General features: G+C 48.0%; 23 protein-coding genes. 18 read left to right on the top strand and 5 right to left on the bottom strand.

Features of this window, described 5'->3' with window-relative positions; all coding sequences use genetic code 11:
- Positions 1–9 precede the first annotated feature (9 nt).
- On the bottom strand, positions 10–1,185 hold the full coding sequence (locus W01_RS01595; RefSeq protein ID WP_173051897.1) for an efflux RND transporter periplasmic adaptor subunit: 1,176 nt from the start codon (positions 1,183–1,185) through the stop codon (positions 10–12).
- 68 nt (positions 1,186–1,253) lie between these two features.
- On the bottom strand, positions 1,254–2,837 hold the full coding sequence (locus tag W01_RS01590) for an efflux transporter outer membrane subunit (RefSeq protein WP_242007006.1): 1,584 nt from the start codon (positions 2,835–2,837) through the stop codon (positions 1,254–1,256).
- Positions 2,838–3,324: 487 nt separating this feature from the next.
- Here W01_RS01590 and flhB point away from each other — a divergent pair, with 487 nt between their 5' ends.
- From flhB to W01_RS01535, 11 genes are all read left to right on the top strand, one after another.
- On the top strand, positions 3,325–4,476 hold the full coding sequence (flhB, locus tag W01_RS01585; RefSeq protein ID WP_173051896.1) for a flagellar biosynthesis protein FlhB: 1,152 nt from the start codon (positions 3,325–3,327) through the stop codon (positions 4,474–4,476).
- Positions 4,473–6,557: a flagellar biosynthesis protein FlhA gene (flhA, locus tag W01_RS01580; RefSeq protein ID WP_173051895.1), complete on the top strand. Its 2,085-nt coding sequence runs from the start codon at positions 4,473–4,475 to the stop codon at positions 6,555–6,557. The genes flhB and flhA overlap by 4 nt, the downstream gene beginning before the upstream one ends.
- Positions 6,554–7,768 carry a flagellar biosynthesis protein FlhF gene (gene flhF / locus W01_RS01575; protein WP_173051894.1) on the top strand — a complete coding sequence of 405 codons (1,215 nt, stop codon included), beginning with the start codon at positions 6,554–6,556 and terminating at the stop codon, positions 7,766–7,768. The genes flhA and flhF overlap by 4 nt, the downstream gene beginning before the upstream one ends.
- The gene (locus W01_RS01570) at positions 7,758–8,654 is read left to right on the top strand and encodes a MinD/ParA family ATP-binding protein (protein WP_173051893.1); all 897 of its coding nucleotides are present in this window, start codon (positions 7,758–7,760) and stop codon (positions 8,652–8,654) included. Before flhF ends, W01_RS01570 begins: the two co-directional genes overlap by 11 nt.
- A gap of 283 nt (positions 8,655–8,937) precedes the next feature.
- Entirely contained in the window at positions 8,938–9,648 is a 711-nt protein-coding gene (locus tag W01_RS01565; RefSeq protein WP_173051892.1) for an RNA polymerase sigma factor FliA, read from the top strand.
- Entirely contained in the window at positions 9,648–10,388 is a 741-nt protein-coding gene (locus W01_RS01560) for a flagellar motor protein (RefSeq protein ID WP_173051891.1), read from the top strand. The genes W01_RS01565 and W01_RS01560 overlap by 1 nt, the downstream gene beginning before the upstream one ends.
- A gap of 3 nt (positions 10,389–10,391) precedes the next feature.
- Positions 10,392–11,159, top strand: coding sequence for a flagellar motor protein MotD (motD, locus tag W01_RS01555; protein ID WP_173051890.1), 768 nt, complete (start codon positions 10,392–10,394; stop codon positions 11,157–11,159).
- Positions 11,160–11,555: 396 nt separating this feature from the next.
- Positions 11,556–12,611 carry an AI-2E family transporter gene (locus tag W01_RS01550; RefSeq protein ID WP_173051889.1) on the top strand — a complete coding sequence of 352 codons (1,056 nt, stop codon included), beginning with the start codon at positions 11,556–11,558 and terminating at the stop codon, positions 12,609–12,611.
- Between the two features lie 94 nt (positions 12,612–12,705).
- On the top strand, positions 12,706–13,605 hold the full coding sequence (gene lpxO / locus W01_RS01545; RefSeq protein ID WP_173051888.1) for a lipid A hydroxylase LpxO: 900 nt from the start codon (positions 12,706–12,708) through the stop codon (positions 13,603–13,605).
- Positions 13,606–13,812: 207 nt separating this feature from the next.
- On the top strand, positions 13,813–15,477 hold the full coding sequence (gene ettA, locus W01_RS01540) for an energy-dependent translational throttle protein EttA (RefSeq protein WP_173051887.1): 1,665 nt from the start codon (positions 13,813–13,815) through the stop codon (positions 15,475–15,477).
- 122 nt (positions 15,478–15,599) lie between these two features.
- On the top strand, positions 15,600–16,178 hold the full coding sequence (locus W01_RS01535) for a superoxide dismutase (protein ID WP_173051886.1): 579 nt from the start codon (positions 15,600–15,602) through the stop codon (positions 16,176–16,178).
- Positions 16,179–16,247: 69 nt separating this feature from the next.
- Here W01_RS01535 and W01_RS01530 read toward each other — a convergent pair whose 3' ends face one another.
- Positions 16,248–16,754 carry a DUF192 domain-containing protein gene (locus W01_RS01530; RefSeq protein WP_173051885.1) on the bottom strand — a complete coding sequence of 169 codons (507 nt, stop codon included), beginning with the start codon at positions 16,752–16,754 and terminating at the stop codon, positions 16,248–16,250.
- Between W01_RS01530 and W01_RS01525 the strand changes: the two genes are divergently transcribed.
- The 7 genes from W01_RS01525 (at position 16,755) to W01_RS01495 (ending at position 22,880) form a co-directional block, all read left to right on the top strand.
- Complete coding sequence (locus W01_RS01525; protein ID WP_173051884.1) at positions 16,755–18,770, top strand: hypothetical protein; 2,016 nt, start codon at positions 16,755–16,757, stop codon at positions 18,768–18,770.
- 12 nt (positions 18,771–18,782) lie between these two features.
- Positions 18,783–18,992, top strand: coding sequence for a hypothetical protein (locus W01_RS01520; RefSeq protein WP_173051883.1), 210 nt, complete (start codon positions 18,783–18,785; stop codon positions 18,990–18,992).
- Complete coding sequence (locus W01_RS01515) at positions 18,989–19,405, top strand: YdbL family protein (protein ID WP_173051882.1); 417 nt, start codon at positions 18,989–18,991, stop codon at positions 19,403–19,405. The genes W01_RS01520 and W01_RS01515 overlap by 4 nt, the downstream gene beginning before the upstream one ends.
- Positions 19,406–19,559: 154 nt before the next feature.
- Entirely contained in the window at positions 19,560–20,345 is a 786-nt protein-coding gene (locus tag W01_RS01510; RefSeq protein ID WP_173051881.1) for a 3'-5' exonuclease, read from the top strand.
- On the top strand, positions 20,324–20,734 hold the full coding sequence (locus W01_RS01505) for a VanZ family protein (RefSeq protein ID WP_173051880.1): 411 nt from the start codon (positions 20,324–20,326) through the stop codon (positions 20,732–20,734). Before W01_RS01510 ends, W01_RS01505 begins: the two co-directional genes overlap by 22 nt.
- Position 20,735: 1 nt before the next feature.
- Complete coding sequence (gene rlmD / locus W01_RS01500) at positions 20,736–22,061, top strand: 23S rRNA (uracil(1939)-C(5))-methyltransferase RlmD (RefSeq protein WP_173051879.1); 1,326 nt, start codon at positions 20,736–20,738, stop codon at positions 22,059–22,061.
- Positions 22,062–22,064: 3 nt separating this feature from the next.
- Positions 22,065–22,880: a ferritin-like domain-containing protein gene (locus W01_RS01495; protein ID WP_173051878.1), complete on the top strand. Its 816-nt coding sequence runs from the start codon at positions 22,065–22,067 to the stop codon at positions 22,878–22,880.
- A 44-nt stretch (positions 22,881–22,924) separates the two neighbouring features.
- Here W01_RS01495 and W01_RS01490 read toward each other — a convergent pair whose 3' ends face one another.
- Both W01_RS01490 and W01_RS01485 read right to left on the bottom strand, forming a co-directional pair.
- Positions 22,925–23,956 carry a glycosyltransferase family 10 domain-containing protein gene (locus W01_RS01490; RefSeq protein WP_173051877.1) on the bottom strand — a complete coding sequence of 344 codons (1,032 nt, stop codon included), beginning with the start codon at positions 23,954–23,956 and terminating at the stop codon, positions 22,925–22,927.
- Between the two features lie 32 nt (positions 23,957–23,988).
- Positions 23,989–24,897, bottom strand: a complete 909-nt coding sequence (locus tag W01_RS01485; RefSeq protein WP_173051876.1) for a glycosyltransferase — start codon at positions 24,895–24,897, stop codon at positions 23,989–23,991.
- Between the last annotated feature and the right edge of the window lie 100 nt (positions 24,898–24,997).

Genomic DNA, 24,997 nt, shown 5'->3' with positions numbered 1-24,997 from the left:
AACCGACATTTAGTTATGAGCGGCATCACTCGTTGTTCCGAGTTCAGAATTAAGTAACAATGCTCCACTTGTGACCACACGTTCGCCTGCCTGCAAACCCTCTTTGATATAGGCATACTCGCTCCCCTGTAGACTGAGCGTAACCCGACGTCGTTGCAATACCCCGGGAGACTGCTCAACAAATATGTAGCTGAACAAGCCTTGGGTGACTATAGATGCGTTTGGTACGCGGGGTAATTTCGATTTTCCATTTGCAACGGGAGTGACGCGTGCAAACATTTCCGGCTTTAATTTAAGGTGTGGATTATCCAGTTCGCAGCGCACTTGTATGCGTCGGGTGAGTGGATCCAATGCACCACCGATGACAGTCACTTGCCCTTGAAAAATTTCGCCAGGGTAAGCATCTACTTCAACAGAAACCAGATCACCAAGGTTTACCTTGTCGAGCTGCCGTTCGGGTAGATCAATTTGCACCCAAAGATGAAGTGGGTCGGTAATGACAAACAATGGATTGACGGCATCCGACCTGACCTCACTACCGGCATTGACCTGACGTTCGCTGATGGTCCCATCTATTGGTGCACGTAAAATGAATTGGCCTGCTAAAGTGGGCACATCGGCATTCAAATTTTTCATGCGTGCCTTAGCTCGCCGGGATTCTGCTTGTGCTTGTTGCCAATCAGCCGCAGCTGCCTCAACCTCCTTGCGAGCAATTCCCTTGACTTGATACAACTGCTTGGTTCGCTCATAAATTTCTTGTTTACGTAACAGGTCTGCATTTGCCTTTGTGTTATCGGCTATTGCCATAGCGAAATCAGGAGAGTCCAATACTAACAGCTGATCACCTTTTTTTATTTGCATCCCGACTTCGACCGGTATTTTTACGACACGGCCGACAAGCGGAGAAAAAACACGAGCAGTATGATTATCATTGTAAACAATACGCCCATTTAGGGGCTCCACCAAAGGCTCAGGAAATGCTTCAACCGTTTTTATTTTCAAAAATGACAACTGTGGCGCGTTCGCAGCAAACCGTAGCTGATCAGAAGTCGCTTGGATAGAAGGTTTTTCTGGACTAGGCACTGCACTGGGCGCACGAAATTTATTCCATCCCCAATAGCTTGCAACAATTACCAAGGTAATAACAAAAAGAAATAACAAAAATTTTTTATTTAGTTTGATCATAAAACGAATTTCTCATTTTGTAAGACAAGCGACGGGGTTAAATTAGTACTTATTTTTAGTACTTATTTTTAGTACCTATTTGTAACATCGGAACGATTCCACCACCCTCCCCCAAGCGCTTGGTACAACGCCGCCGCATCGCCAAAACGATTAGTTTGAGCCTGAATCAGATTAATTAATGATTGCTGGTGACTTTGTTCGGCTATCACCACGATTTGATAACTGACATAGCCCAGCTTGTATTGCTTGCGGGTAATATCAGCAGTTACTTTCAAGGCCTGTTCAGATCGTGCCGCAGCTTTCAAAAAATCGGCATCTGACTGGATGGTATGCAGCGTATCTGCCACATTCTGGAAAGCAGTAATCACCACATTTCGATAATCTGCACTCGCCTGAACCAGATGTTCTCTTGCAGCGCGTTCCTTGGCTTTTAATGTCCCGCCATCAAATAGCGTTTTAGAAATATTTCCGAGTAGCGAAAAAAAAGGGCCACCTGTCTGGAACATCCAAGACGGGGTTGATGCCATTCCTCCAATCGCACCGGTAATTGAAAACTGCGGAAGTCGGCTGGCAATGGCCACGCCCACTTCCGCACTGGCTGAGTGTAATTGTTCTTGCGCGGCTCGAATATCGGGGCGCTGTTCAACAAGTTGTGAGGGAAGGCTTAATGGAAGCTCCTCAGGTAAATGAAGCGACCCGAGCTCAAATTTTTCTGGTACATCTTCATTGGGTAAATTGCCGGCCAGGGCGCGAATCAAATCGCGAGTTAGTTCGAGCTGTTTTTTTATCGGGATGAGCGCTTGCTCTGCCTGTGCCTTCACTGATTCTTGAGACGCCACATCAAGCTCAGCGATAAATCCAAGCTTAAGCTGTTTGCGCATAATTTCGAGATTTTCATTGTAGGAGTTGATGATTTTTTGCATCACAACTATTTGGCTGCGTAGCGACGCTTCCTGCAAGGCAGCCGCCACAACATTGGAAGCAAGTGTGATGTAGGTAGCTTCCAATTGAAAATGCTGCGCATTTAATTGAGCTTGAAGGGACTCGACCTGCCGACGATTAACACCGAACACATCCGGCACGTAACCAACTGTTAATTGCGCGATATGATAATTGTAATAAACGGGCCCGACAAATACTGGTCCCGCAGGGTTTGAAACGGTTTGGATATTCCGACCATTCCCCTGTAAACCTAATGCGTTCCCCCCATTGTTACCACTCAATTTATTACGCGATGGCGAATAATTGGCACCTATAGTGGGATAGAAAAATCCCTCTTGCGCAATAACGTTCTGCTGCGACCGGCGCAACGCTGCTTGTGCAGACTGAATCGTCGGGTTGTTCTTAAAAGCTCGTTCAATTAATGAATTAATTTGCGGTGAATGAAACATCGTCCACCAGTCAAAAGGAATGGCTGCTGTTGCATTATATTTTTGCAACTCTCCAACTTGACCTGATCCCACAGCAGTTTTTTGATGCAATGATTGAGGAGCATAACTGGTAGCAAGAGGCGCGTCAGGCTTTTTGAAATCAGGGCCCATAGCACAACCAGTCAGCAATGCCGAAAACGCTAGCGCAACCCAGTAGAATGAGCTCTCCACTAAGATTTTCCTAGTTGCTCGCCTAATTATTCTGTGCTGCTTAATTGCCAAGGTCGGCCTGAGTTAAATTATGATAATTAACGATAAATTGAATGTTCTAGGCATTCCTGAAGAAAATCATATCAAATTGACTCTATGATTAGAGAGTAGGTAATCAACGAATGAGCAAATTTTTTAGTTGACAATTTCTTGTCGCTCATCGTGCACTTATCGAAATGTTGCCTGCTATGAATCACTTAGCCCATCAAATTATATGTACATATAAGCTTTCAACTTTATCATTATAGCCCAAAGCAACATTTTTCCTCTTTGCAAGTTCATAGCAGATTAAACAGTTTCAGATTACACGGAATATCCACATTCTTCATTAGAGCGTGCTGAAGCTATTATTCATATGTGCTATCTCACATTATAGGCGGTACGCAACTACCTCCCTTCTCATCCAGAGCGTGAAATACACCATAAAACCCGCTTTATTCGTCGTGCTGTGCTCTTCCAGATTGTTGATAATCGTTATAGCTCAGTGGAGTAATAAGTTATGTCAGACGACAGCGATCTCGAAAAAACGGAACAACCCTCACAGCGGCGCCTGGATCAGGCCCGGGAAGAAGGTCAAGCAGCGCGTTCACGCGAATTATCAACTTTTTCCGTGCTATTTGCAGGAGGTGCCGGGCTATGGCTGATGGGTTCCGCGCTGTCTGCGCAACTAATCAAGCTGTTGCATGATGGTCTCACTCTAGATGCCACATTGGCTTTTAACGACAATTTGTTATTGCCACGCTTGCACACACTGTCGCTGGAAGTTTTAGTGGCATTTCTGCCTTTTCTATTGTTGCTGCTTGTTACTGCCGCGCTGTCCCCTTTATTGCTTAATGGCTGGATATTCAGCATGAAGCCACTACAACCCAACCTTGCAAAACTCAATCCGATCACAGGCATAGGCCGCATGTTCTCGATTAATAGCCTGGCCGAACTGGGTAAGGCGATCGCCAAATCGCTGTTAGTAGGTGGGATAGGTGCATGGGCTATCTGGCACTACAAAGATTCGGTGATGATATTGATAGTGGAGCCGTTAACTATTGCCTTGCCTCATTTAGGCCATCTTTTGTGGATGAGCTTCCTAACTATTATGGGTGGCTTGTTTTTAATTGCGGCTGTGGATGTCCCTTTTCAGTTGTGGGAACACAACAAAAAATTGAAGATGACCAAGGAAGAAGTACGCAAGGAGGCAAGGGAGTCCGAGGGTGATCCACAGGTTAAGGGTCGCATTCGCAGCATGCAGCGCGAAATGGCCCGCCGCCGCATGATGTCGAACATTCCGACTGCCGACGTAGTGGTGACCAATCCCACACACTATGCCGTAGCATTGAGTTACAGCGAAAAAGGGTTGGGTGCACCTATCGTGGTGGCCAAAGGCTCGCATCTGCTTGCTGCACGTATCCGTGAAATTGCCATACAGAATAATGTGCCTATCCTTGAAGCTCCCCCACTGGCGCGCGCCTTGCACAAACATACCGATTTGGGGCAGGCCATCCCCGAAGCGTTATACAACGCCGTAGCAGAAGTATTGGCCTATGTGTATCAATTGCGCCGTTATCGCCAAGGCAGTGGTGTTATGCCGGATGCTCCACATGACTTGCCGGTACCGCCACAACTTGATCCCGCATCGAATGAGGAAGAATCTATATGATTAACTTATTAACCATACAAAATTTCATCAAGCGTATTGGTTTGCGCAGCATGGCGGGACCAGTGCTGATTGTGATGATTCTGGCGATGATGGTGTTGCCATTACCGCCAATCCTGCTTGATATTTTGTTCACCTTCAATATTGCAATAGCTGTCATGGTTTTGCTGGTAAGTATGCATACCGTCAAGATTCTGGATTTCGCTGTATTCCCAACCGTCCTGCTGATTACCACACTGCTGCGCCTTTCACTCAACGTGGCTTCCACTCGTGTGGTACTGCTGGAAGGCCATACTGGCCCTGGAGCTGCCGGCAAGGTGATCGAAGCATTCGGCCACTTCCTGGTGGGCGGCAATTACGCCGTCGGCATAGTCGTGTTCATCATTCTGGTGGTGATTAACTTTGTGGTAATTACCAAGGGCGCAGGCCGTATCGCTGAGGTGGGAGCACGCTTCACATTGGATGCAATGCCGGGCAAGCAGATGGCGATCGACGCCGATTTGAATGCCGGATTGATTGGCGAAGAAGAAGCGCGACGACGGCGTGCTGCTATTTCGCAAGAGGCAGATTTCTATGGCTCAATGGATGGCGCCAGCAAATTTGTGCGAGGCGATGCGGTAGCGGGCATTATCATCATTTTTATCAATGTCATCGGCGGATTGATCATTGGCGTATTTCAACACAACCTGGACATCGCTACTGCCGCCAACAATTATACCCTGCTAGCCATCGGCGATGGTTTGGTGGCGCAAATTCCGGCACTGGTTATCTCCACTGCCGCCGGCATGATGGTGAGCCGTGTATCGACGGAAGAAAATATCAGCCAGCAAATCGTGGGGCAATTATTTAGCCAACCACAGGTGCTGGTTTTAACTGCGGGCATCATCGGCATGCTGGGTCTTATTCCTAACATGCCGCACTTCTCTTTCTTGTTGCTAGCCGGCGCTCTGGGCGGCATGGCTTATTTCATCATCCAACGCAGCAAAACAGTCGAGCAAAAACCTGAGACGGTCAACATTGAGGTACCCCCAGCGGAAACTAATGAGGCGAGCTGGGAAGACGTGTCACAAGTGGACATACTGGGACTGGAAGTCGGGTATCGTCTTATCGCATTGGTCGATAAAGCACAGGATGGTGATTTATTGCGACGCATCAAGGGGATACGCAAAAAATTTACCCATGACGTCGGATTCTTGCCGCCTGCAGTGCATATCCGCGACAATCTTGACCTGCGCCCAAATACTTACCGCATTACCCTGAAAGGGGTGGAAATTGGCACGGGCGACGCCTTTCCCAATATGCATCTGGCCATTAACCCCGGTAGCGTCAGCGGTGTATTGCCCGGTACCCAGACACATGACCCGGCATTTGGCCTGCCCGCTATCTGGATAGAAACAGCGATGCGCGACCAGGCACAGTCTATGGGCTATACAGTGGTTGATGCCAGCACGGTTATCGCCACTCATCTTAGCCATCTTATCCATACCCACTCCGCTGAACTACTGGGCAGACAGGAATTACAGCAATTGTTCGACCATTTAAGTAAGCTGTCACCCAAGTTGACCGAAGATCTTATTCCTAAATTGCTGCCGCTTTCTACAGTGCAGAAAGTGATGCAGAACTTGCTCGACGAAGGTATGCATATCCGTGACATGCGCACCATATTGGAAACGTTAGCCGAGTGTGCCGCTCAGACACAGGATGCACACCATCTTACCGCCTTAGTGCGTGTCGCGCTGGGCCCGGCCATCGTGCAACAGTTCTACCCTGCGGCGCAAGAGTTGCAGGTTATCGGCATGGACAAAGAGCTGGAATATATTTTGATGCAAGCCATGCAGACGGGTGGCAACAATTTGGCTATCGAACCGGGATTAGCCGATACGCTTCTGCGTGAAGCGCGAACTGCTGCACAATTACAAGAACAATTAGGACTGCCCACGGTTCTATTAGTACCGGGACAGTTACGCGATTTGCTGGCACGTTTTCTGAAACGTGCGTTACCGCAACTGAAAGTTATTTCGCATGAAGAAGTGCCCGGCTTCAAAGCGGTACGGGTCACTTCAATGGTAGGAGGGAGAGCATGAACATGAAAAAATTTGTGGCGGCAACTTCGCGCGAAGCATTACGGCTGATACGCATTGAAATGGGTGCTGATGCGGTTATCCTATCCAACCGTAAGATAGACGGTGGGGTCGAGATTATGGCACTGGCCAGCGCAGAATTTGCCCAGTTAACACATGAGCCCAGGCAACCCGCTCCCGCATCAACTCGAGCAGCGACAGTTACGCAAGAACGCGCACCTGTCGCAATTATGACCGAGCCTGCAATACCATCCATATCAACAATGCAAATGGAACAGCAAGGCATCCTCAGTGAGATCAAGTTCATGCGTAATATGATGCAGGAACAGATGAACTGTCTATCATGGTCAGACAGACAACAGCGCGACCCTCAACGCACTCGTATGTTGCGCGAACTGCTGAATGCCGGATTTAGCCCAGCCCTGTCGCGCCAAATGATCGACAAAATGCCTGCCAAGGCCAATATGGAATGGGTGCATCAGGTGTTGGGAAACAACTTACGTATCGCCACAAAGCAAGAAGATTTAATCGTGCGCGGCGGCGTGGTTGCATTGATAGGCCCTACCGGTGTTGGAAAAACCACCACCACGGCCAAGCTGGCGGCACGTGCAGTGGTCCGTTATGGTGCAGACAAGGTGGCATTACTCACCACTGACAGCTACCGAATTGGTGCGCATGAGCAATTACGTATTTATGGCAAAATACTTGGCGTGGCAGTACATACCGTACGCGATACCGAAGATTTACGTCTCACCTTATCCGGCCTGAAGCAAAAACATTTGGTGCTGATTGATACCATCGGCATGGGGCAACGCGATAGTCGCATGGCAGCGCAAGCAGAAATGTTCAATACGACTGGCGTGCAACGTCTGTTGTTGCTTAATGCCACCAGTAGCGGTGACACGCTAAATGATGTGGTGTGCATGTATAACGGTGCAGGGGTCATTGGTTGCATCCCCACGAAACTGGACGAAGCAGTAACCTTCGGTACGGTGCTGGATGTAGCAATGCGCCACAAATTGATATTGCACTACATCGCCAATGGACAACGCGTGCCAGAAGACTTGCACGAAGTGAACATGGAATATTTATTGCATCGTGCCTTCAAACAATCTGCTAAAGCAACTCCATTCGCTTTGCATGAACTGGAATTCCCTGCGCTGATGGCGGGAGTGGGTGCGGCACCTGTAATGCGGGAGGAATATGCAAATTGAACGCGTAACTGATCAAGCTGAGGGATTGCGCCGTCTGTTGGTTCGTGCTTCCACACGTGTGATCACTGTGGCCGCTGCCCGCACGGGCTTCGGAGCGACCAGTGTAGTGGTGAATCTGGCTACGGCCTTGGCGCACGCCGGCAAAGAAGTGCTCATACTGGACGAAAGCCCATCACACGACAATGTAAGTAATATGCTCGCGCTTAAGCCACATCATGATTTGTTGCACGCTGTACAACACGCAAAGACGATGCGCGATATTACGCTGCATGATGGTCCACAGAATATACGCATACTCCCTGTAGCACGTGCCATTCGAGCGTTGCCAACCTTGTGTACACAAAAACGTGAGCATTTGCTGGAAAGTTTGGCGGAAGCATCCTGTGATGTTGATGTGGTACTGGTGGATGCAACAACATATAGAGAGCCGGATATTACTGGTAGCCTGGCACCCAATCAGCCGCTACTGCTCGTACTGAACTCCACTCCCTCTGCTATTACTGAGAGTTATGCCTTGATCAAGCGCATGGCCATGCAGGATGGGCGCCAGAACTTTGGGATTATTGTTAACAAGGCATGTAATGAACAAGCGGCACGTCTTATATTTGGTAACGTGGCACAAGTGGCACGCCAACATTTGCAGGTATGCGTGGAATATCTAGGTTATATTCCATTTGATGACAAGCTCAAACGTGCGACACAATTATGCCGCCCCGTTCTTGATGCATTTCCCACTGCACAGTCTGCGCTGGCATTTGGCGAGCTGGAACGCAACCTCATGTTGTTGCCTGTTGCAGAGAAGGAGGAGGCAGGAAGTCTGCCCAGTATTATGCAGCGCTTGATTCGGCAAGTAGGTACGGAATTAAGGCATACGCGAATATATTAAAAATACATTAAAAATATCTCTATACATCAAACAACGCTTTGATATAGCATCGTTTAAAAAATATTTTAAAGCTAAATATATGGCGCTAAAATTTCACATTACGGCATGTTTTATTTAACCTAGTCATTTCCGCAAAAATAGGAGTTCGTAAACTTTAATAAAGCATTTTAATTTTTTGATTTTCGTTTCACCCAAGCCACTCTGTATTGAGCTTATCGAAACGAGAATGATGGTTGCTCAGCTACACCTTCCATAATCAATGTAAATCTCAATAACAAATATTATGTACACAGCAAGCGGATTAAGCGACAAGGAACAATGCATCAAAGAATATGCGCCGCTAGTAAAACGTATTGCACATCATTTGATGGTGCGATTACCCAGCAGCATAGCAGTAGATGACCTTATACAAGCTGGCATGATGGGTCTTTTGGAGGCAGCTGGACGCTATGATGAGTTGCGTGGCGCGCAATTTGAAACATATGCCTCGCAACGCATCCGCGGTTCGATGCTGGACGAACTGCGCCAAGCCGACTGGATGCCACGCAGCTTGCGCCGTGATATGCGCCGAATTGAAGCGGCAATCAGCAAACTACAGCAACGCTTGGGCAAACCACCCAGTGAAACGGAACTTGCTCAAGAGTTGGGCATGCCGCTGACCGAGTATCAGCATATGTTGTTCACGTCGCGTGGCGCGCAATTAGTTTATTACGAAGATTTTCACAGTGAGGGTGAAGAGGATTTCTTTGAGCGTTATGATTTTGACAGCGACGCCAATCCGCTCGAAGTGTTACAAGATGAACGTTTTCGCGGTGCCTTGATTCAGGCCATCGCAAATTTGCCGGAACGTGAACGCATGTTAATGGGCATGCATTATGAGCAGGATATGAACTTGCGCGAAATCGGTGAGGTGATGGGCGTCAGCGAATCGCGGGTGTGCCAGTTGCACAGCCAAGCGGTAGCGCGTTTGCGCAGTTCGTTGAAAGGGCATTAATGGACAAGCTTAGCTTAGCCGGTCTTTTGCTTGGCCTGGGCGGTATCTTAGGCGGGCAATTACTTGAAGGCGGTGAGCTATCCATTCTTTTTCAGGGCGCAGCTTTTCTCATCGTGTTCGGCGGTACGCTGGGTGCTGTGATGCTACAGAGCCCATTAAATATTTTTTTATCTGGGATCAAAATGAGTCGTTGGGTATTCATTACACCCAAGTTATCCCCGCAGAAATTAATCTATCAGATTACCGCTTGGAGCAAACAGGCACGCAAAGACGGCATCCTTATTCTGGAACCACACATTGCCAGAAGCAGCGATTTATTTGTAAAAAAAGGACTTCAACTGCTAGTGGATGGCAACAGCGCAGAAAAAATTCGAGAAGTACTGGAGGTCGATAATCATACGTATGAACAATTGCGATTCCAATCTGCGCGTATATGGGAATCAGCAGCAGGTTATGCGCCGACTATCGGCATTTTAGGCGCTGTGCTTGGATTGATACACGTCATGCAGAGTCTTAGCGAACCCTCAAAACTGGGGGCAGGTATTGCGGTTGCGTTTATTTCTACCATTTACGGTGTGGGACTTGCGAATCTGGTTTTTTTGCCTATGGCCAATAAATTGAAAATGTTAATCCTGCAACAGGTAGTAATGCGTGAAATATTGGTAGATGGACTGGCAGCCATCGCCAGTGGTGAAAGTTCACGTTTCATCGAAAGTAAATTGCAGGGATTTATTCCTTAAGCCATGGCACGCCGGGTAAGACATAAAGAACATGACAACCATGATCGCTGGCTAATTTCATACGCCGATTTCATCACCCTGTTATTTGCCTTCTTTGTAGTGATGTATGCAATTTCTTCGGTGAATGAGAGTAAATATCAAATGTTCAGTGCTTCATTGACTTCTGCATTTGGTAAACAGATAGTCAAATCCGAAGCAATTGTTCCAACCAACGAGCAAGACTTATTGCTGAAATCCCTGGTGGACAGGAGGAACGCCAAGTTAGCCGAACAACAGCAGGAAGCCATGCAGGACATCGCCAAAAAAATCAATCAAGTTATGAGCGCATTGATAAAAAATGGCCAAGTCAGTGTAATGCAGACTAATCGCGGTGTAGCGGTGGAAATCAATGCTAGCGCGCTATTCAATCAAGGGGATGCAGTATTGCAAGGTAGTGCCATAAATACTCTAGCCGAAGTGGCGAAGGTGCTAGAGCAGGTCGATCTGGCCATTGAAGTCGAAGGACATACCGATAACATCCCCATTAACACTCAGCAGTTTCCATCCAATTGGGAATTATCTTCGGCACGTGCCAGTAGCGTAGTGCGCTTATTTATCGGTCATGGGTTAACGCCTCGATACCTGAAAGCGATAGGCTCTGCCGCCAACTATCCAGTCACGTCCAATGATACGGCAGAAGGGCGCGCGCGAAATCGCCGAATTACGGTGACGATATTATCACCTTCATTTGAGCGAACAGCTCCAGCGCCTAAAGAGTCAACTATCAAATAGTATACATCGTCATTCCCGCGAAGGCCGGAACTTAGGCTTTCTAATCAACTATTAAAGCAAAAATACGAATCAAGCGCCCTGCCGCAAGCAACGAAGTATTAACACCGCTCTCCCAGCTATTGGCTTTCAGCCAGCCTTCGCCCCAAGGGACGGAAAATTAAACCCGAAGAGGTTAAGTATTTGATAGTTTTTTGCATTCTATGCCTCTAAAATTCATGCGCCCCTAACTCATTGAGAGTCGTTAATTTGTTGAAACAGTGGTTTACCTTCTAAAATTGCCAAGAATAAATCAAGCATAGTTTGTCGATATATTCTTGATCTACCTTCAATACTAAGTTCAGGTAACATTGAGACTACAAACAATGAATACCATTCGCCTGGTTTCCAAAATTGCATATGAATTCCTCAGAATTTCAGAAAAAAGTGTTTTTGCTTCTGTTAACTATCGTTTCCATTGCATTTGGCTGGATCGTGTGGCCATTTTTCGGAGCGGTTTTTTGGGGTACCGTCCTTGCCATATTGTTTACACCACTCTATCGTCGTTTGCTGATTGTAACGCACGGCAGGCAGAACCTGGCTGCGCTCGCCACGCTGATACTTTGTTTGGTTATTGTCATTCTCCCGCTGACATTTATTACCGCTTCACTCGTGCAAGAGGGAGTCAGCCTTTACCAAAAACTTCAATCGGGAGAGCTGCATTTCGGCACGTATTTTCAACAAATCATTAATGCCTTACCAGGATGGATGGTCGAGCTACTGGATCGTTTCGGATTCGGAAACATCTCCGCGTTGCAAGACAAGATATCTGCCGGCGTGATGGAAGGCAGCAAATTCATTGCGACGCAGGCTTTCACTATCGGTCAAAATACTTTTGATTTCATTATCAGTTTTGGAATCATGCTGTATTTGCTGTTCTTTCTGTTACGTGAAGGTTCTAGTTTGTCCGGACGGATCAAGCAAGCAATTCCATTAAGTATGGAGCACAAGCGCCATTTGCTCAGCAAGTTCATCACGGTCATTCGTGCAACGGTAAAAGGTAATATCGCTGTGGCCGCGATGCAAGGTGGGCTAGGTGGTTTAATCTTTTGGATTCTTGGTATTCAAGGGTCGCTGTTATGGGGCGTCCTGATGGCATTCCTTTCACTGTTGCCAATGGGCGCAGCAATAATATGGGCACCGGTCGCAATTTATTTTCTCTTCACGGGTGAAATTTGGAGTGGTGTGAGCTTGCTCGCATTTGGCGTTCTGGTGATCGGACTGATTGATAACATTCTTCGGCCTGTACTCGTTGGTAAGGACACACAAATGCCAGACTACGTCGTACTTATTTCAACGCTTGGCGGCATGGCACTTTTTGGCCTCAACGGTTTCATCATCGGTCCGGTGATTGCTGCAATGTTCATTGCTGTATGGGATCTCTTTTCTTTGTCGAAAGAAACAGATAAAGAGTAAATATCGTAAGTGTATAATTTTAAAAATCATGCCAAATCTAATCGGCAATCAAAATAAAATTTCTCTTTGAGAAGCTGTAAATGAAGGGGTTGTTATGAAATGGGCACTGGTCTCGATTTATGCGATATCAATTTTTATAGTACATTTTCGGGGTAAGGTCCGTCTTCCTTTGTTTCGTCAGATATTCGATCACTCATCCATCGTGGCGCCGATGAACCTGTTTATGTACCTGTTTTCGGGGGTTCCTTACACAGCCTATTTTTCTGTCAGCAAATTTCCGGGCTTGGAATTGCTGGAAAAAAATTGGGAATTAATCAGAGCTGAAGCGCTAAATCTGCAAGCCTTGGAAAAAATCAAAGCTGCGCAAAAAAATGATGATGCGGGTTTTAATTCGTTTTTTAAAAATGGATGGAAACGCTTTTATTTAAAATGGTATGACGCCAGCCATCCGTCAGCTGAATACTATTGTCCAAAAACAGTTGCACTTTTACGCGCTATTCCGTGCGTGAAAGCCGCTATGTTTGCAGAATTAGCCCCCGGTGGGAAACTCAATGAGCATCGCGACCCTTTCGCGGGATCACTGCGCTACCACCTTGGTTTGGTGACACCCAATAATGATCGCTGCTTTATAGAAGTCGATGGTCAGCGCTATAGCTGGCGAGATGGACAGGCCGTTGTATTTGACGAAACCTATATTCATTGGGCTCAAAATGGATGCGACACCAATCGCATTATCCTGTTTTGTGACATTGAGCGCCCAATGCGCTACCGCTGGGCACAAGTGGTTAACAAATGGTTAGGCAGAACAATTATGACCGCAGCAAGCTCGCCCAATGAAACCGGAGATCAAACGGGTGGTATCAACAAAATATTCCGTTTTGTTTGGTTAGCAGGCCAGTACCGTCGAAAACTGAAAGCATGGAATCGATCTTTGTATTACGTGATCAAAGGAGGATTAATTCTGGCAGTAGGAATTTTGATTATTTGGATGTAATTATATTATTCAGATCAGGACAGCGGTTTCAAGTCAAAACTTTTGTAAAAACCGCACCAGCCCTGCATGCAGTGTGTGGCACGCTTAATCAAAGCTCCGACCGTTTATCTCTACCTTTTCATTGCGCATTAAACATACTCCCAAAATTTTTGGCCTTGGGGTAAGCTTACACACCTAATTAATCATTCGACACAAAAAATAGACACTATGGCCCAATATGTTTTTACCATGAACCGCGTGGGCAAGATCGTTCCGCCCAAACGCCAAATTCTCAAGGATATTTCCCTCAGCTTCTTCCCTGGTGCCAAGATCGGCCTGCTGGGACTGAATGGCTCGGGCAAATCCACCGTGCTGAAGATCATGGCTGGAGTGGACAAGGATTTTGAAGGCGAAGCCATTCCGATGCCGAACTTGAATATCGGCTATCTGCCGCAAGAACCCCAACTTAGCCCGGAACAGACCGTGCGCGAGGCAGTGCAGGAAGGACTGGGGGAAGTATTCAGTGCGCAAAAAAAACTGGATGAGGTGTATGCCGCCTATGCTGATCCTGATGCCGATTTTGATGCGCTGGCTGCCGAGCAGGCGCGACTCGAAGCCATCATCGCTGCCAGTGACGGAAATGCGGATCAACAAATGGAAATTGCTGCCGATGCATTACGTCTGCCCGAATGGGATGCCGTGATCAAGAATCTCTCTGGTGGCGAAAAGCGGCGCGTTGCGTTGTGCAAGTTGCTCCTGTCCAAGCCGGACATGTTGCTGCTGGATGAGCCGACCAACCATTTGGATGCTGAGTCAGTAGAATGGCTGGAGCAATTTCTTTTACGCTTTCCGGGCACCGTGGTGGCAGTGACACATGATCGCTACTTCCTTGACAATGCCGCCGAGTGGATTTTAGAACTCGATCGTGGTCACGGCATTCCGTGGAAAGGAAACTATTCAAGTTGGCTGGAACAGAAAGGAACTAGGCTCAAGCAAGAAGAGTCCTCTGAATCCGCGCGCCAGAAGGCACTGAGTAAAGAGCTGGAATGGGTACGCCAGAATCCCAAAGGACGGCAAGCAAAATCAAAGGCACGTATCGCCCGCTTTGAAGAATTAAATTCGCAGGAATATCAGAAGCGCAATGAGACCCAGGAAATCTTTATCCCCGTGGCGGACAGGCTGGGCAACGAAGTTATAGAGTTTAACAATATTTCTAAAGCGTATGGCGACCGACTGCTGATTGACAATCTCAATCTCAGGATTCCGCCCGGCGCTATCGTTGGTATTATTGGGCCAAACGGCGCGGGTAAGTCAACTCTGTTCCGCATGCTGACTGGAAAAGAAAAACCGGATTCTGGTGAAATAAAAATCGGATCAACAGTCAAAATCTCGCATGTGGACCAATCGCGCGATGCGCTGGAGAGCGATAAGACCGTATTCGATGTTATTTCCAGCGGTAATGACATCCTCACCGTGGGCAAGTTTGAGACGCCTTCGCGCGCCTACATCGGCCGCTTTAATTTTAAGGGCGCAGATCAACAGAAGCTGGTCGGTAATCTTTCGGGTGGCGAACGCGGACGCCTGCACTTGGCGAAAACCCTTATCTCGGGCGGCAATGTCCTGCTGCTGGATGAACCCTCCAACGACCTCGACGTGGAAACCCTGCGTGCGCTTGAAGACGCGCTGCTGGAATTCGCCGGTTGTGTGTTGGTTATCTCGCATGATCGCTGGTTTTTGGATCGTATCGCTACCCATATCCTGGCCTTTGAAGGCAACTCCCAAGTCACCTTTTTCGATGGCAATTATCAAGAATACGAAGCGGATAAAAGGAAGCGTTTGGGTGAAGAAGGTGCGAAGCCGAAGCGAATTCGATATAAACCGATTAGTCGGTGAGTTTTATTGGCAAAAATGGGGGAAATCCCACCAGCCTTTATTGTAATGTCGATTTTTTAGCCCCAAGGGCTGTTATTAACTGTAATTTTGAACCACTTGAAACTTAAATTGAGGAGAACTAAATGGAACATACTTTACCTGCACTACCTTATGCGATGGATGCACTGGCACCACACATCTCCAAGGAAACGCTGGAATATCACTATGGCAAACATCACCAAACCTATGTGACCAATCTCAATAACTTGATTAAAGGCACTGAATTTGAGAACGCCACGCTGGAAGAGATTGTCAAAAAATCGAGCGGCGGTATTTTCAACAATGCGGCCCAAGTATGGAACCATACCTTTTACTGGAATGGCATGAAGCCGAACGGTGGCGGTGTGCCGGCTGGGGCTCTGGCGGAGGGTATCAACAAAAAATGGGGTAGTTTCGAAGACTTTAAAAAAACATTCTCTGCTTCTTGCGTGGGTAATTTTGGCTCCGGCTGGACATGGCTGGTGAAGAAACCTGATGGCTCGCTGGACATCGTTAACACCAGCAATGCCGCCACACCCCTGTCCGGTACTGACAAGCCGTTACTAACCTGTGATGTGTGGGAACACGCCTACTATATTGATTATCGCAACGCCCGGGCCAAGTATGTTGAAAGTTTTTGGGGCTTGGTTAACTGGGATTTCGCAGCGAAGAACTATTCGTAATTTTTAAAGCGTGAGCAAAATAAAAAATCCCGGGACTCGCCGGGATTTTTTTATGACAGTTTAAAAGGGTTAATGCCCTACAGGAGCCTGCCTTAATCCTTGAACCATTTCCCCTCTTTTGATGCCATTCCGGGTAAACCAGCCGCTATTCATTTCTAGTGCATACAATGCATCGCTTTGAGCATGGTGCGTATCTTCAGTGTTAGGCTGCATTTCCTCAATATTGAGAATGGAACCACCGGCAGCGATAAACGCAATGCTTAACGGCAGTGGCGTATTCTTCATCCAGAAGCTATACCTGTCAGCTTTTTCAAAAATAAATAGCATGCCGCAATTTACGCATAGACGACCGCGCTGCATAAGTCCTTGCTCGCGGCTTTGCGGGGTGTTGGCAATTTCGGCATGGATACTGTGGTTGCCAATCTTTAATGAAATATTTTCGCCCCAGGCGGGTTGCAGGGCAAACAAACAGAACAGGGATAAAACAGAAAAAAATCTCATGTCGGACTCTATAGTTATTAAAACCAGTTTAGCAGAAATGAAGCATGGTTTGGTATCATGGAAATGAGTTGCCATATGTTAAACAAGACAATTATTTATACCAAAATCTACCTGCCAAGTTGCTGTCGATCCGGCTTGTTGATTTTTTGCCTGTTATTTTTGTCTGCGCCGCTTTATGCCATTCAAATTACATTAAATGTGGCAGACGTTGCCGCACCGAGCTTTACCGCACGCGGAATAAAAGTGATATTAGCGCAAGAGGGTTCAGCAGAATTTAGCATAGACGAATTGCATATGGCAGGAAAAATATGGCGCAAGGTATACATACACTGTACGGAATTTTTGCTCAATTCAACTCGCGTGACCTGCCATAAAGGTAAGCTGGATGCGATTCCAGACTTGCCATTCACATTTAGTTACGAATTTGCCTCGCAACGACTGGAGTTGCAGCTTGCCACTAACGCTAATGAGTTGTGGCAGGTGAGCGCTGATTTCCGCGCGAAACCGTGGCGCGCCACTGCGCTATTACGTAATGCGCAAGGCAAACGCCTGGCAGGCTTGCTTTCACCAAATGGACCATTGCCTACACAGGGCACCCTGAATGGTACCTTGGTGGTACAGGGCGATAAAGGGGGAGTAAGCCAAATCAATGCTGATCTGCAGTTAGCCGATTTGGCTGCTACAGATACCAGTGGTTTGCATGCCGCCGAAAAATTGTCAGGCGAGCTGCATGTCAATGCAGATCGCACAGGCCCAAAATGGAATTGGCGTGGCGCACTTGATTGGCAGGGTGGTGAACTTTTCTGGCAACCGTTGTATCTGCGTGGCGGACATACGCTTCAGGCCTCTGGTCAGTGGGACGGTGCACAACTAAAAGTAACACAGGCTATGGTTAATCTGCCGGAGGTAGGCAAGGTTGAGCTGAACGTACTGTGGGATATTAAAAAGAGCAACTTATTGGAAGGCCGTTTGGTTGGAGAAAACCTTTCGCTGGCTAATGGCTTTGCTAATTACGCCAAGCCATTTCTGGAACAGAGCGCCTTGTCGGCGACAGAGCTGAAAGGACGTGCTGATGTGGACTGGCAATACCGCAATGGCGCCACCCAAGTATTGCTACTTAAGCTGCACGATGTAGCTGTAGAGGATGGTGAAAAACGCTTTGCACTACACGGTATTAATGCGGACATTCCGTGGCATGCCCAACTGCAGAATGTAGCGCATGTGGCTTTTGCTGACGGCGAACTGATGGGGTTGCCGCTGGGTGCAACGCAATGGCAAATCCAGATGCGTGGGATGGATTTCACTCTTCCAACAGCCACACTACCCCTACTTGACGGCAAGCTAGAAGTGAGCGATTTCCATATGCAGAACGTGAATAACCTGTGGCAGTGGAGTTTTTCCAGCACCTTGACATCAATTTCCATGCAGAAGCTCAGTACTGCATTACATTGGCCTGAAATGTACGGCTCACTGTCAGGCTTTATTCCAAAAGTGAGTTATCTGGACAAATTGCTCAAGGTGGATGGCACCTTATTGTTTCGCGTATTCGATGGCACGGTGCTGGCAAATAACCTGGAGTTATTTGATCCATTCGGTCGTGCACCTCGCCTGTCGGGTAATTTGGACATGCGGGAATTGGATCTAGACCTGCTCACACGCACCTTTTCTTTCGGCAATATTCAGGGACGTATTGACTTGGGAGTGAACAATCTAGAATTGGTGAACTGGCTTCCGGTGCGTTTTGATGCCAAGCTGGCGAGCAGTCCAGGAAAATATCGCAAGAAAATCAGCCAAAAGGCAGTAGAAAATATTTCTTCGCTGGGAGGAGCAGGCGGAGTTGCCGCCTTGCAGCGCAGTTTTCTGCGCATTTTTGAAAATTTCGGTTATGACCGCATCGGGCTGAGTTGCATGCTGCAGAATGACATATGCACGATGGCAGGGGTGGAAGACAATGGCAACGCTTATACGATAGTAAAAGGTGGCGGCATTCCCGCCATCACCGTGATCGGCTACAATCGCAAAGTAGGCTGGAGTGAACTATTAAACCGCTTGAAGCGGGTATCGCAGGACAATAAGGCAGTGATCAAATAAAGGAAAGGCACGATGAAAAAAATTTGGACCGTACTACCTTTGGCAGGCATGGCACTGAGCGCCTGCGTCACCATCAATATTTATTTCCCCGCCGCCGCAGCGGAAAAGGCAGCTGACAAGATAATCGACGAAGTTTGGCAAACCGAAAAATCTGTTACGGCCCCAAAATCGGATAAATCTCCGTCTGTCACACCTGAAATTAAAAAGGAGCAAGCCATATGAACAACTTAATTAAATTTTATTTTGCGCTGTTTGTGCTGTGTGCTTCTGCCGCTGCATCGGCACAGGTAAACATCGAAATTAATACCCCTGGTGTTGTTGCTTTGAAGCAGTCAATGCAGACGCGCCATGCACAGTTGGCAGAGTTCTATGCCAGTGGCGCGGTCGGCCTGACCTCTGATGGTATGGTTGCCTTACGCGATGCCAATGCCGTTCCAATGGCATCACGCCAGAAGGCCAATGGACTGGTTACAGCGGAGAATCAGGACCGTAAGGCGTTATACACCGAGATTGCACGCGCTAACGCACATCCCGAGTGGGAAGGTGATATCCGAAATACATTTGCACAACGCTGGATACAACGTGCGCAAGCGGGTTGGTGGGTACAGAGTGGCGGCAGTTGGTCAAAAAAGTAACTGTCCAGAGCTAGCGAAACTGATAGTTCCGTTACCCCCTAGTAGAGTGAGTATTCGGGAAGGCAATTTGCCTCGTAAACACTTACTGATTTTATAATTCCAGGAGCTTGTTAATGTTTTCATTCATTCCAACTTTACAATACCATCGGTGTTAATGACTCCAGTTCTCGTTTTTGACATCGAAACTATTCCCGACGTTGACGGGCTTCGTACCCTGTATGGACTTGATGCACAGGTGAGCGACGGGGATGTAGCAGAGATGGTTTTTCAGATGCGTCGCCAGAAAACAGGTAGTGATTTCTTGCAACATCATCTGCATCGCGTGGTAGCTATTTCATGTGCGTTGCGTGAGGGCGACAATTTCCGCGTTTGGTCGCTGGGTGGTCTGGAAGATGACGAGAGCGCCCTCATTCAACGTTTCTTTGACGGCATCGATAAGTATACCCCGCAATTAGTGTCATGGAACGGCGGTGGCTTTGACCTGCCGGTGCTGCACTATCGTGGCCTGATTCACGGTGTTCAGTGCGCATGCTATTGGGATATGGGAGAGGATAACAAGGATTTCAAATGGAATAACTACATCAGCCGTTATCATTCTCGGCATCTCGATTTAATGGATTTGCTTGCATTGTATACAGGGCGGGCCAACGCTCCGCTGGACGATCTGGCCAAGCTAATCGGTTTTCCCGGCAAACTGGGTATGGACGGTAGCAAAGTGTGGGATGCTTATCAACAGGGCAAACTGCATGAAATCCGCAATTACTGTGAGACCGATGTGGTAAATACTTATTTGGTCTATGCGCGCTTCCAATTGATGCGTGGTCAATTCACGCACGCTCGTTACGAGCAGGAATGTGAATTAGTACGCAATACTTTGAGCAAATCTTCCGAATCCCACTGGATGGAATATCTCGCGGCTTGGCCAACCGTAAAACCATAACCATGTACAAGCTTCGTCGGATCTGGCTTGCGCTGGGGTGGCTATGGGTTGCCACGATCATGTACCTTTCACTCACACCTCATCCACCGGAACCGATGAATTTTTTAAATGCTGACAAGGTGGAGCATGCATTGGCATACAGTTTTCTGATGTTATGGTTCTGTCAGGTTTATCAACAACGGGCGTCCCGTATTCTTGTAGCGGGGCTGTTAGTTGCCTTGGGTGTCGGAATAGAATTTTTGCAGCGCATGACCGCTTACCGAGTCTTTGATTATGCCGACATGCTGGCAAACGGTGCGGGGGTACTATTGGGCTTGAGTCTTATAAGCATAGGTCTGGGGCGGATTGGTGTCATGCTGGAAACTAAATTTTTTAAAATTGCAGAGTGAGATGACTGATAAATCCGTACACGCAAACAGCGTTGTTGTTGAATCGCTTGACTACGAAGGTCGCGGCATTGCGCATACAAATGGTAAAGTAATTTTTATCGAAGGTGCACTAACGGGTGAGCGCGTCACCTATTCGTCATATCGTAAAAAAACCAGCTTTGAGATAGCACAACTCGGCCAAGTTATTAAGCCAACTTTCATGCGCGTCCAGCCGAAATGTAAGCATTTTGGCGTGTGCGGAGGGTGTTCCATGCAGCATATGGATGCACGCGCACAGGTTGCCGCCAAGCAGCGCATTCTGGAAGACAACTTGTGGCATATCGGCAAGGTCAAGGCCCAGACCATTTTGCCGCCGATCTATGGGCAGCCGTGGAGCTACCGACAGCGGGCGCGGCTTTCGGTGCGTCATGTATTGAAGAAGGGCAAAACACTGGTAGGCTTTCGCGAAAAGCGTGGCGGCTATGTGGCGGATATGCAGCATTGTGAAATCCTGACACCTAAAATTGCCAAGCTATTGCCACTGTTGGGACAGTTGAACGAAAGCTTTACAACTCGCGATATGTTGCCGCAAATCGAAGTGGCAGTTGGCGAGCATGTGGATGTGCTGGTACTGCGCATTTTACAAGCACTTTCGCCAGCTGACGAAGAGGCAATTAAAGAGTTCGCCGATACCCATGCGGTACAGTTTTGGCTGCAAACAAAAGGGCCGGAGACCGCAGTGCCGTTTTACCCGTTGGATGCACCGCCGTTGACATACAGCCTGCCAGAGTTCGGGATTATCATGCCGTTTGCACCGACTGAGTTTACCCAAGTCAATGCGGATATGAATCGCGTCATGGTAAGTCGCGCCATGCGTTTACTCAATCCTCAACCGAATGAACGCATCGCTGATTTATTCTGCGGACTGGGCAACTTCACGCTGCCTATTGCGCGCAGTGGTGCTCAAGTAGTGGGAATCGAAGGCAGCGCGGCCCTGGTGCAGCGTGCCGTGCAGAATGCCGCGTTTAATGGCTTGGCGAGTAACACCCAATTCAGCGTGATGAATTTGTTTGAGATAGACGAAGCAGCATTGGTGCAGTTAGGCCATTTCGACAAAATGCTAATTGACCCGCCACGCGACGGCGCATTTGAACTGGTCAAGGCGCTAGGTGCTGATGCACCAGGTCGCATCGTGTATGTCTCATGCAACCCCGCAACGCTGGCGCGTGATGCTAAGGTGTTAGTGCATCAAAAAAGTTATGTATTAAAAGCTGCAGGCGTAATGAATATGTTTCCGCACACCTCTCATGTCGAGTCCATCGCACTGTTTGAGAAGACGCAGGCATAGCACATGCTTCGTGATGCTCCTAACGAACTTCGCTTGGCAGCGCTTCATTGGCTGGCAGAGCCGGATCCTGTTCTGAAATTCACTGGCGTAATTGCCTTGGCTCTAGCATGGAAGAAAGGCGAAATTTGCCTGGAAGTCGATGTTTCCCTAACAACGCTGCAACCTATCCCCGGGCATCCGCTGCTTCCTGAGCTGGTTTCACACCTGTCGGTGCCACGCAGGTCTATGCATACTGAAGAAGGCCGCGCTGCGCTGATTCATGCGCTGACACACATTGAATTTAACGCGATCAATCTGGCCCTGGATGCTATCTGGCGTTTCCCGGAAATGCCGCGCGAATATTATATTGACTGGCTAAAGGTCGCAGCAGAAGAAGCTCGACACTTTTCTCTGCTTTCTGCCCATCTGGTTACGAAAGGCTATGCCTACGGCGACTTTGCAGCACACAATGGACTTTGGGATATGGTCGAAAAAACCACGGATGATATCCTCGCCCGCATGGCACTGGTTCCGCGCACTATGGAAGCGCGCGGCCTGGATGCCTCCCCGCCTCTGCGAGCCAAACTTGCGCAAGCGGGAGATATTGCGGCAGCTGAAATTATCGACATCATTCTTGCGGATGAGATTGGCCACGTATTGATTGGCAATCGCTGGTTTAACTGGATTTGCGAGACACGTGGCCTCGAGCCTGTTGCGACCTACGCCTCGCTTGCCGAAATTTACAAGGCACCGACGCTGCGCGGGCCTTTTAATATTGAAGCAAGACGAGCGGCGGGATTTAGTGAAGGCGAGCTGATGGCCTTGATGGCTGTTAAATAACGATTACACTGTCCGTATATCACATTAGTTTAATGACATGAGTTTCAAGCCAGCGCAGATTCACCTTTCCTCATTAAATCAACCATTACAACGTTCACCAGCGATTGACAAAAATACGCGTTGGTAAAGCGTACGCTGTCTGGCCCAGCCAAAAAGCGCTGGATTGCCGCTTGATAGCGCGCGTGGCTGTCAGCGTCGATGGATTGTAAAAATTGCAACATCTCCGCAGAGCTATTAAAACGATCGCCATCGATGTAGCAATCCTCTGGAACGAGCGCTGTTCTGTGTGTGCTACCGATATAAATGGGTATGCAGCCGCTGGTAAAACAATCAAAAATTTTCTCGGTCAAATAACCTGGGCTGCCACGTGAATTTTCGTAACAGATTGAGAATTTGGCGCGGTCCAAAACTTCTGATTTTGAGTGCAACGTCCCACGGTAACTCGGAAATGGTCGGCTGGGAGCAATACTGGTACGCCATTCATTCACACGCTTCATAAGACGTCCTGTTAAACCGGGGCGCACCGCCGGGATGTCCCAACCCTTGCCATACAGCGTAAATAGTTCAGGAGCCTGCGCTTCAAAAAAGCGAATAATCTCAATACGGTTGCCATGCAAACTACGGGGATGAGGATGTAATAGCGCTTTATTTGACGCAATCATCACGCAGAACAAATCACGCTCGATAAAACTCGGCACTGGCCGCAGACTTAAATCGTTGGGGTAATCCAAGCACAAAATTTGTTTGCCATCGATTAGTGTTTCATTCGATGTAAATACCTTACGGTAACGACGTAACTGCGCCATCTCGCTGTTGAGTGGCCGAATAATCGGGTCTTCATATAGATATGCGTAGGCTGGACATTTTGGCAAGCGACGCCGCGCGTTAATATGCAGTTCAAATATTACTTCACGGCCAATATTCATATCGGCGGTTGAAAGCTCGATTCCGGCTTCTAGAAACAGTTCACGCAACAAACGGTACGGTAAATGAAACTCGCCTCCATTAGGGCCAGCGCCAGGCTTGAAAATCTCATTCCGCTTATGCCTGCCAACCACAATTGATGCGTGCTTCATGCGTTGTTAATTTCTGTAGTGATACGCACAGCTTATCTCCCAGAAGAAAGTAATTGGTCGTATTCAATTTCTGCTGCTGGTCGTGCGGCAAGCTTGACAATGCCATTAACGGTCCAATCAATACCACTCTTCCTCACTTCACGTACATATGCTTTGTTTCGCTGCACAATATTAGCGTCGGCATAACCACGTAAATGTTCAATATGCAGCAGACAAGTACTGTAGCGGATATGCTGTCCTACAACACCGTGGTTGTTCAGGCGCACACCCATCTCCACATCCTCGGCGCCGTATCTTAATGACTCGTCGAAACCGTTAACTGCAATCAGGTCACGACGCCAAGCCGAACTGTTAGCGCCATTCCAAGTGCGCTTGACTGGCGTGAGCCACTCAAGCTTGCTCGCTAAAGCCATCGGCAATACTGCTGCCTTGAGCAGTGCGCTGAGCTTCCGAAGTCCTATCTGTGCGACGATCCAGTTCAGTCGAAAAATCTCGCCACTGGCAATACCTTGCTCCGATAGTGCTAACGTTGATCTATCTGGCAGACGAATCATTCCACCGGAAAGAAAAACACCCTCGACGCGGCGTGCAATATGGCAGGCAATAAAGTCGGGGCGAGCGACACAATCGCCATCAATGAAGATGAGATAATCCGCTTGCGACGAGTCGATTGCTTTGTTCAAGATAGTATTTTTACGAAAACCCTCATCTGGCTGCCAAATATGGCGCAGCGAAATCGGGCTGAGACGGCGACACCAACTCTCAAGTAGCGCATGCGTCGGTTCGCCGGATCCATCGTCTGCTACACACACGCTGAAGTCGGCGTTGCGCTGACTGGCCAGCGCTAGCAGCACATAGTTCAGTGCCATTGGATTGTTGTAAGTTGAAACGATTACTTCGGTACGCACAATACTGGGCTGTGTTTCAGTCAGGTTGCTCATGTCAATGCCATTCAATCCCGGTGTGGATTTCAAAAAGTTTGGACAAAATAGAGCAAACATGAATTCAGATAAAGATTCCGCACACGGGTTTTATGATTTA

Source organism: Candidatus Nitrotoga sp. AM1P, from assembly GCF_013168275.1.
Lineage (GTDB): Bacteria > Pseudomonadota > Gammaproteobacteria > Burkholderiales > Gallionellaceae > Nitrotoga.
This window is presented reverse-complemented; position numbering and strand designations above follow the sequence as displayed.

What these genes read in the sequence shown, in the direction of transcription:
- W01_RS01595 (WP_173051897.1), bottom strand. Translation starts at nt 1,185, where the DNA reads ATGATCAAACTAAATAAAAAATTTTTGTTATTTCTTTTTGTTATTACC.
- flhB (WP_173051896.1), top strand. Translation starts at nt 3,325, where the DNA reads ATGTCAGACGACAGCGATCTCGAAAAAACGGAACAACCCTCACAGCGG.
- flhA (WP_173051895.1), top strand. Translation starts at nt 4,473, where the DNA reads ATGATTAACTTATTAACCATACAAAATTTCATCAAGCGTATTGGTTTG.
- flhF (WP_173051894.1), top strand. Translation starts at nt 6,554, where the DNA reads ATGAACATGAAAAAATTTGTGGCGGCAACTTCGCGCGAAGCATTACGG.
- W01_RS01570 (WP_173051893.1), top strand. Translation starts at nt 7,758, where the DNA reads ATGCAAATTGAACGCGTAACTGATCAAGCTGAGGGATTGCGCCGTCTG.
- W01_RS01565 (WP_173051892.1), top strand. Translation starts at nt 8,938, where the DNA reads ATGTACACAGCAAGCGGATTAAGCGACAAGGAACAATGCATCAAAGAA.
- W01_RS01560 (WP_173051891.1), top strand. Translation starts at nt 9,648, where the DNA reads ATGGACAAGCTTAGCTTAGCCGGTCTTTTGCTTGGCCTGGGCGGTATC.
- motD (WP_173051890.1), top strand. Translation starts at nt 10,392, where the DNA reads ATGGCACGCCGGGTAAGACATAAAGAACATGACAACCATGATCGCTGG.
- W01_RS01550 (WP_173051889.1), top strand. Translation starts at nt 11,556, where the DNA reads ATGAATTCCTCAGAATTTCAGAAAAAAGTGTTTTTGCTTCTGTTAACT.
- lpxO (WP_173051888.1), top strand. Translation starts at nt 12,706, where the DNA reads ATGAAATGGGCACTGGTCTCGATTTATGCGATATCAATTTTTATAGTA.
- ettA (WP_173051887.1), top strand. Translation starts at nt 13,813, where the DNA reads ATGGCCCAATATGTTTTTACCATGAACCGCGTGGGCAAGATCGTTCCG.
- W01_RS01535 (WP_173051886.1), top strand. Translation starts at nt 15,600, where the DNA reads ATGGAACATACTTTACCTGCACTACCTTATGCGATGGATGCACTGGCA.
- W01_RS01530 (WP_173051885.1), bottom strand. Translation starts at nt 16,754, where the DNA reads ATGGCAACTCATTTCCATGATACCAAACCATGCTTCATTTCTGCTAAA.
- W01_RS01525 (WP_173051884.1), top strand. Translation starts at nt 16,755, where the DNA reads ATGTTAAACAAGACAATTATTTATACCAAAATCTACCTGCCAAGTTGC.
- W01_RS01520 (WP_173051883.1), top strand. Translation starts at nt 18,783, where the DNA reads ATGAAAAAAATTTGGACCGTACTACCTTTGGCAGGCATGGCACTGAGC.
- W01_RS01515 (WP_173051882.1), top strand. Translation starts at nt 18,989, where the DNA reads ATGAACAACTTAATTAAATTTTATTTTGCGCTGTTTGTGCTGTGTGCT.
- W01_RS01510 (WP_173051881.1), top strand. Translation starts at nt 19,560, where the DNA reads ATGACTCCAGTTCTCGTTTTTGACATCGAAACTATTCCCGACGTTGAC.
- rlmD (WP_173051879.1), top strand. Translation starts at nt 20,736, where the DNA reads ATGACTGATAAATCCGTACACGCAAACAGCGTTGTTGTTGAATCGCTT.
- W01_RS01495 (WP_173051878.1), top strand. Translation starts at nt 22,065, where the DNA reads ATGCTTCGTGATGCTCCTAACGAACTTCGCTTGGCAGCGCTTCATTGG.
- W01_RS01490 (WP_173051877.1), bottom strand. Translation starts at nt 23,956, where the DNA reads ATGAAGCACGCATCAATTGTGGTTGGCAGGCATAAGCGGAATGAGATT.
- W01_RS01485 (WP_173051876.1), bottom strand. Translation starts at nt 24,897, where the DNA reads ATGAGCAACCTGACTGAAACACAGCCCAGTATTGTGCGTACCGAAGTA.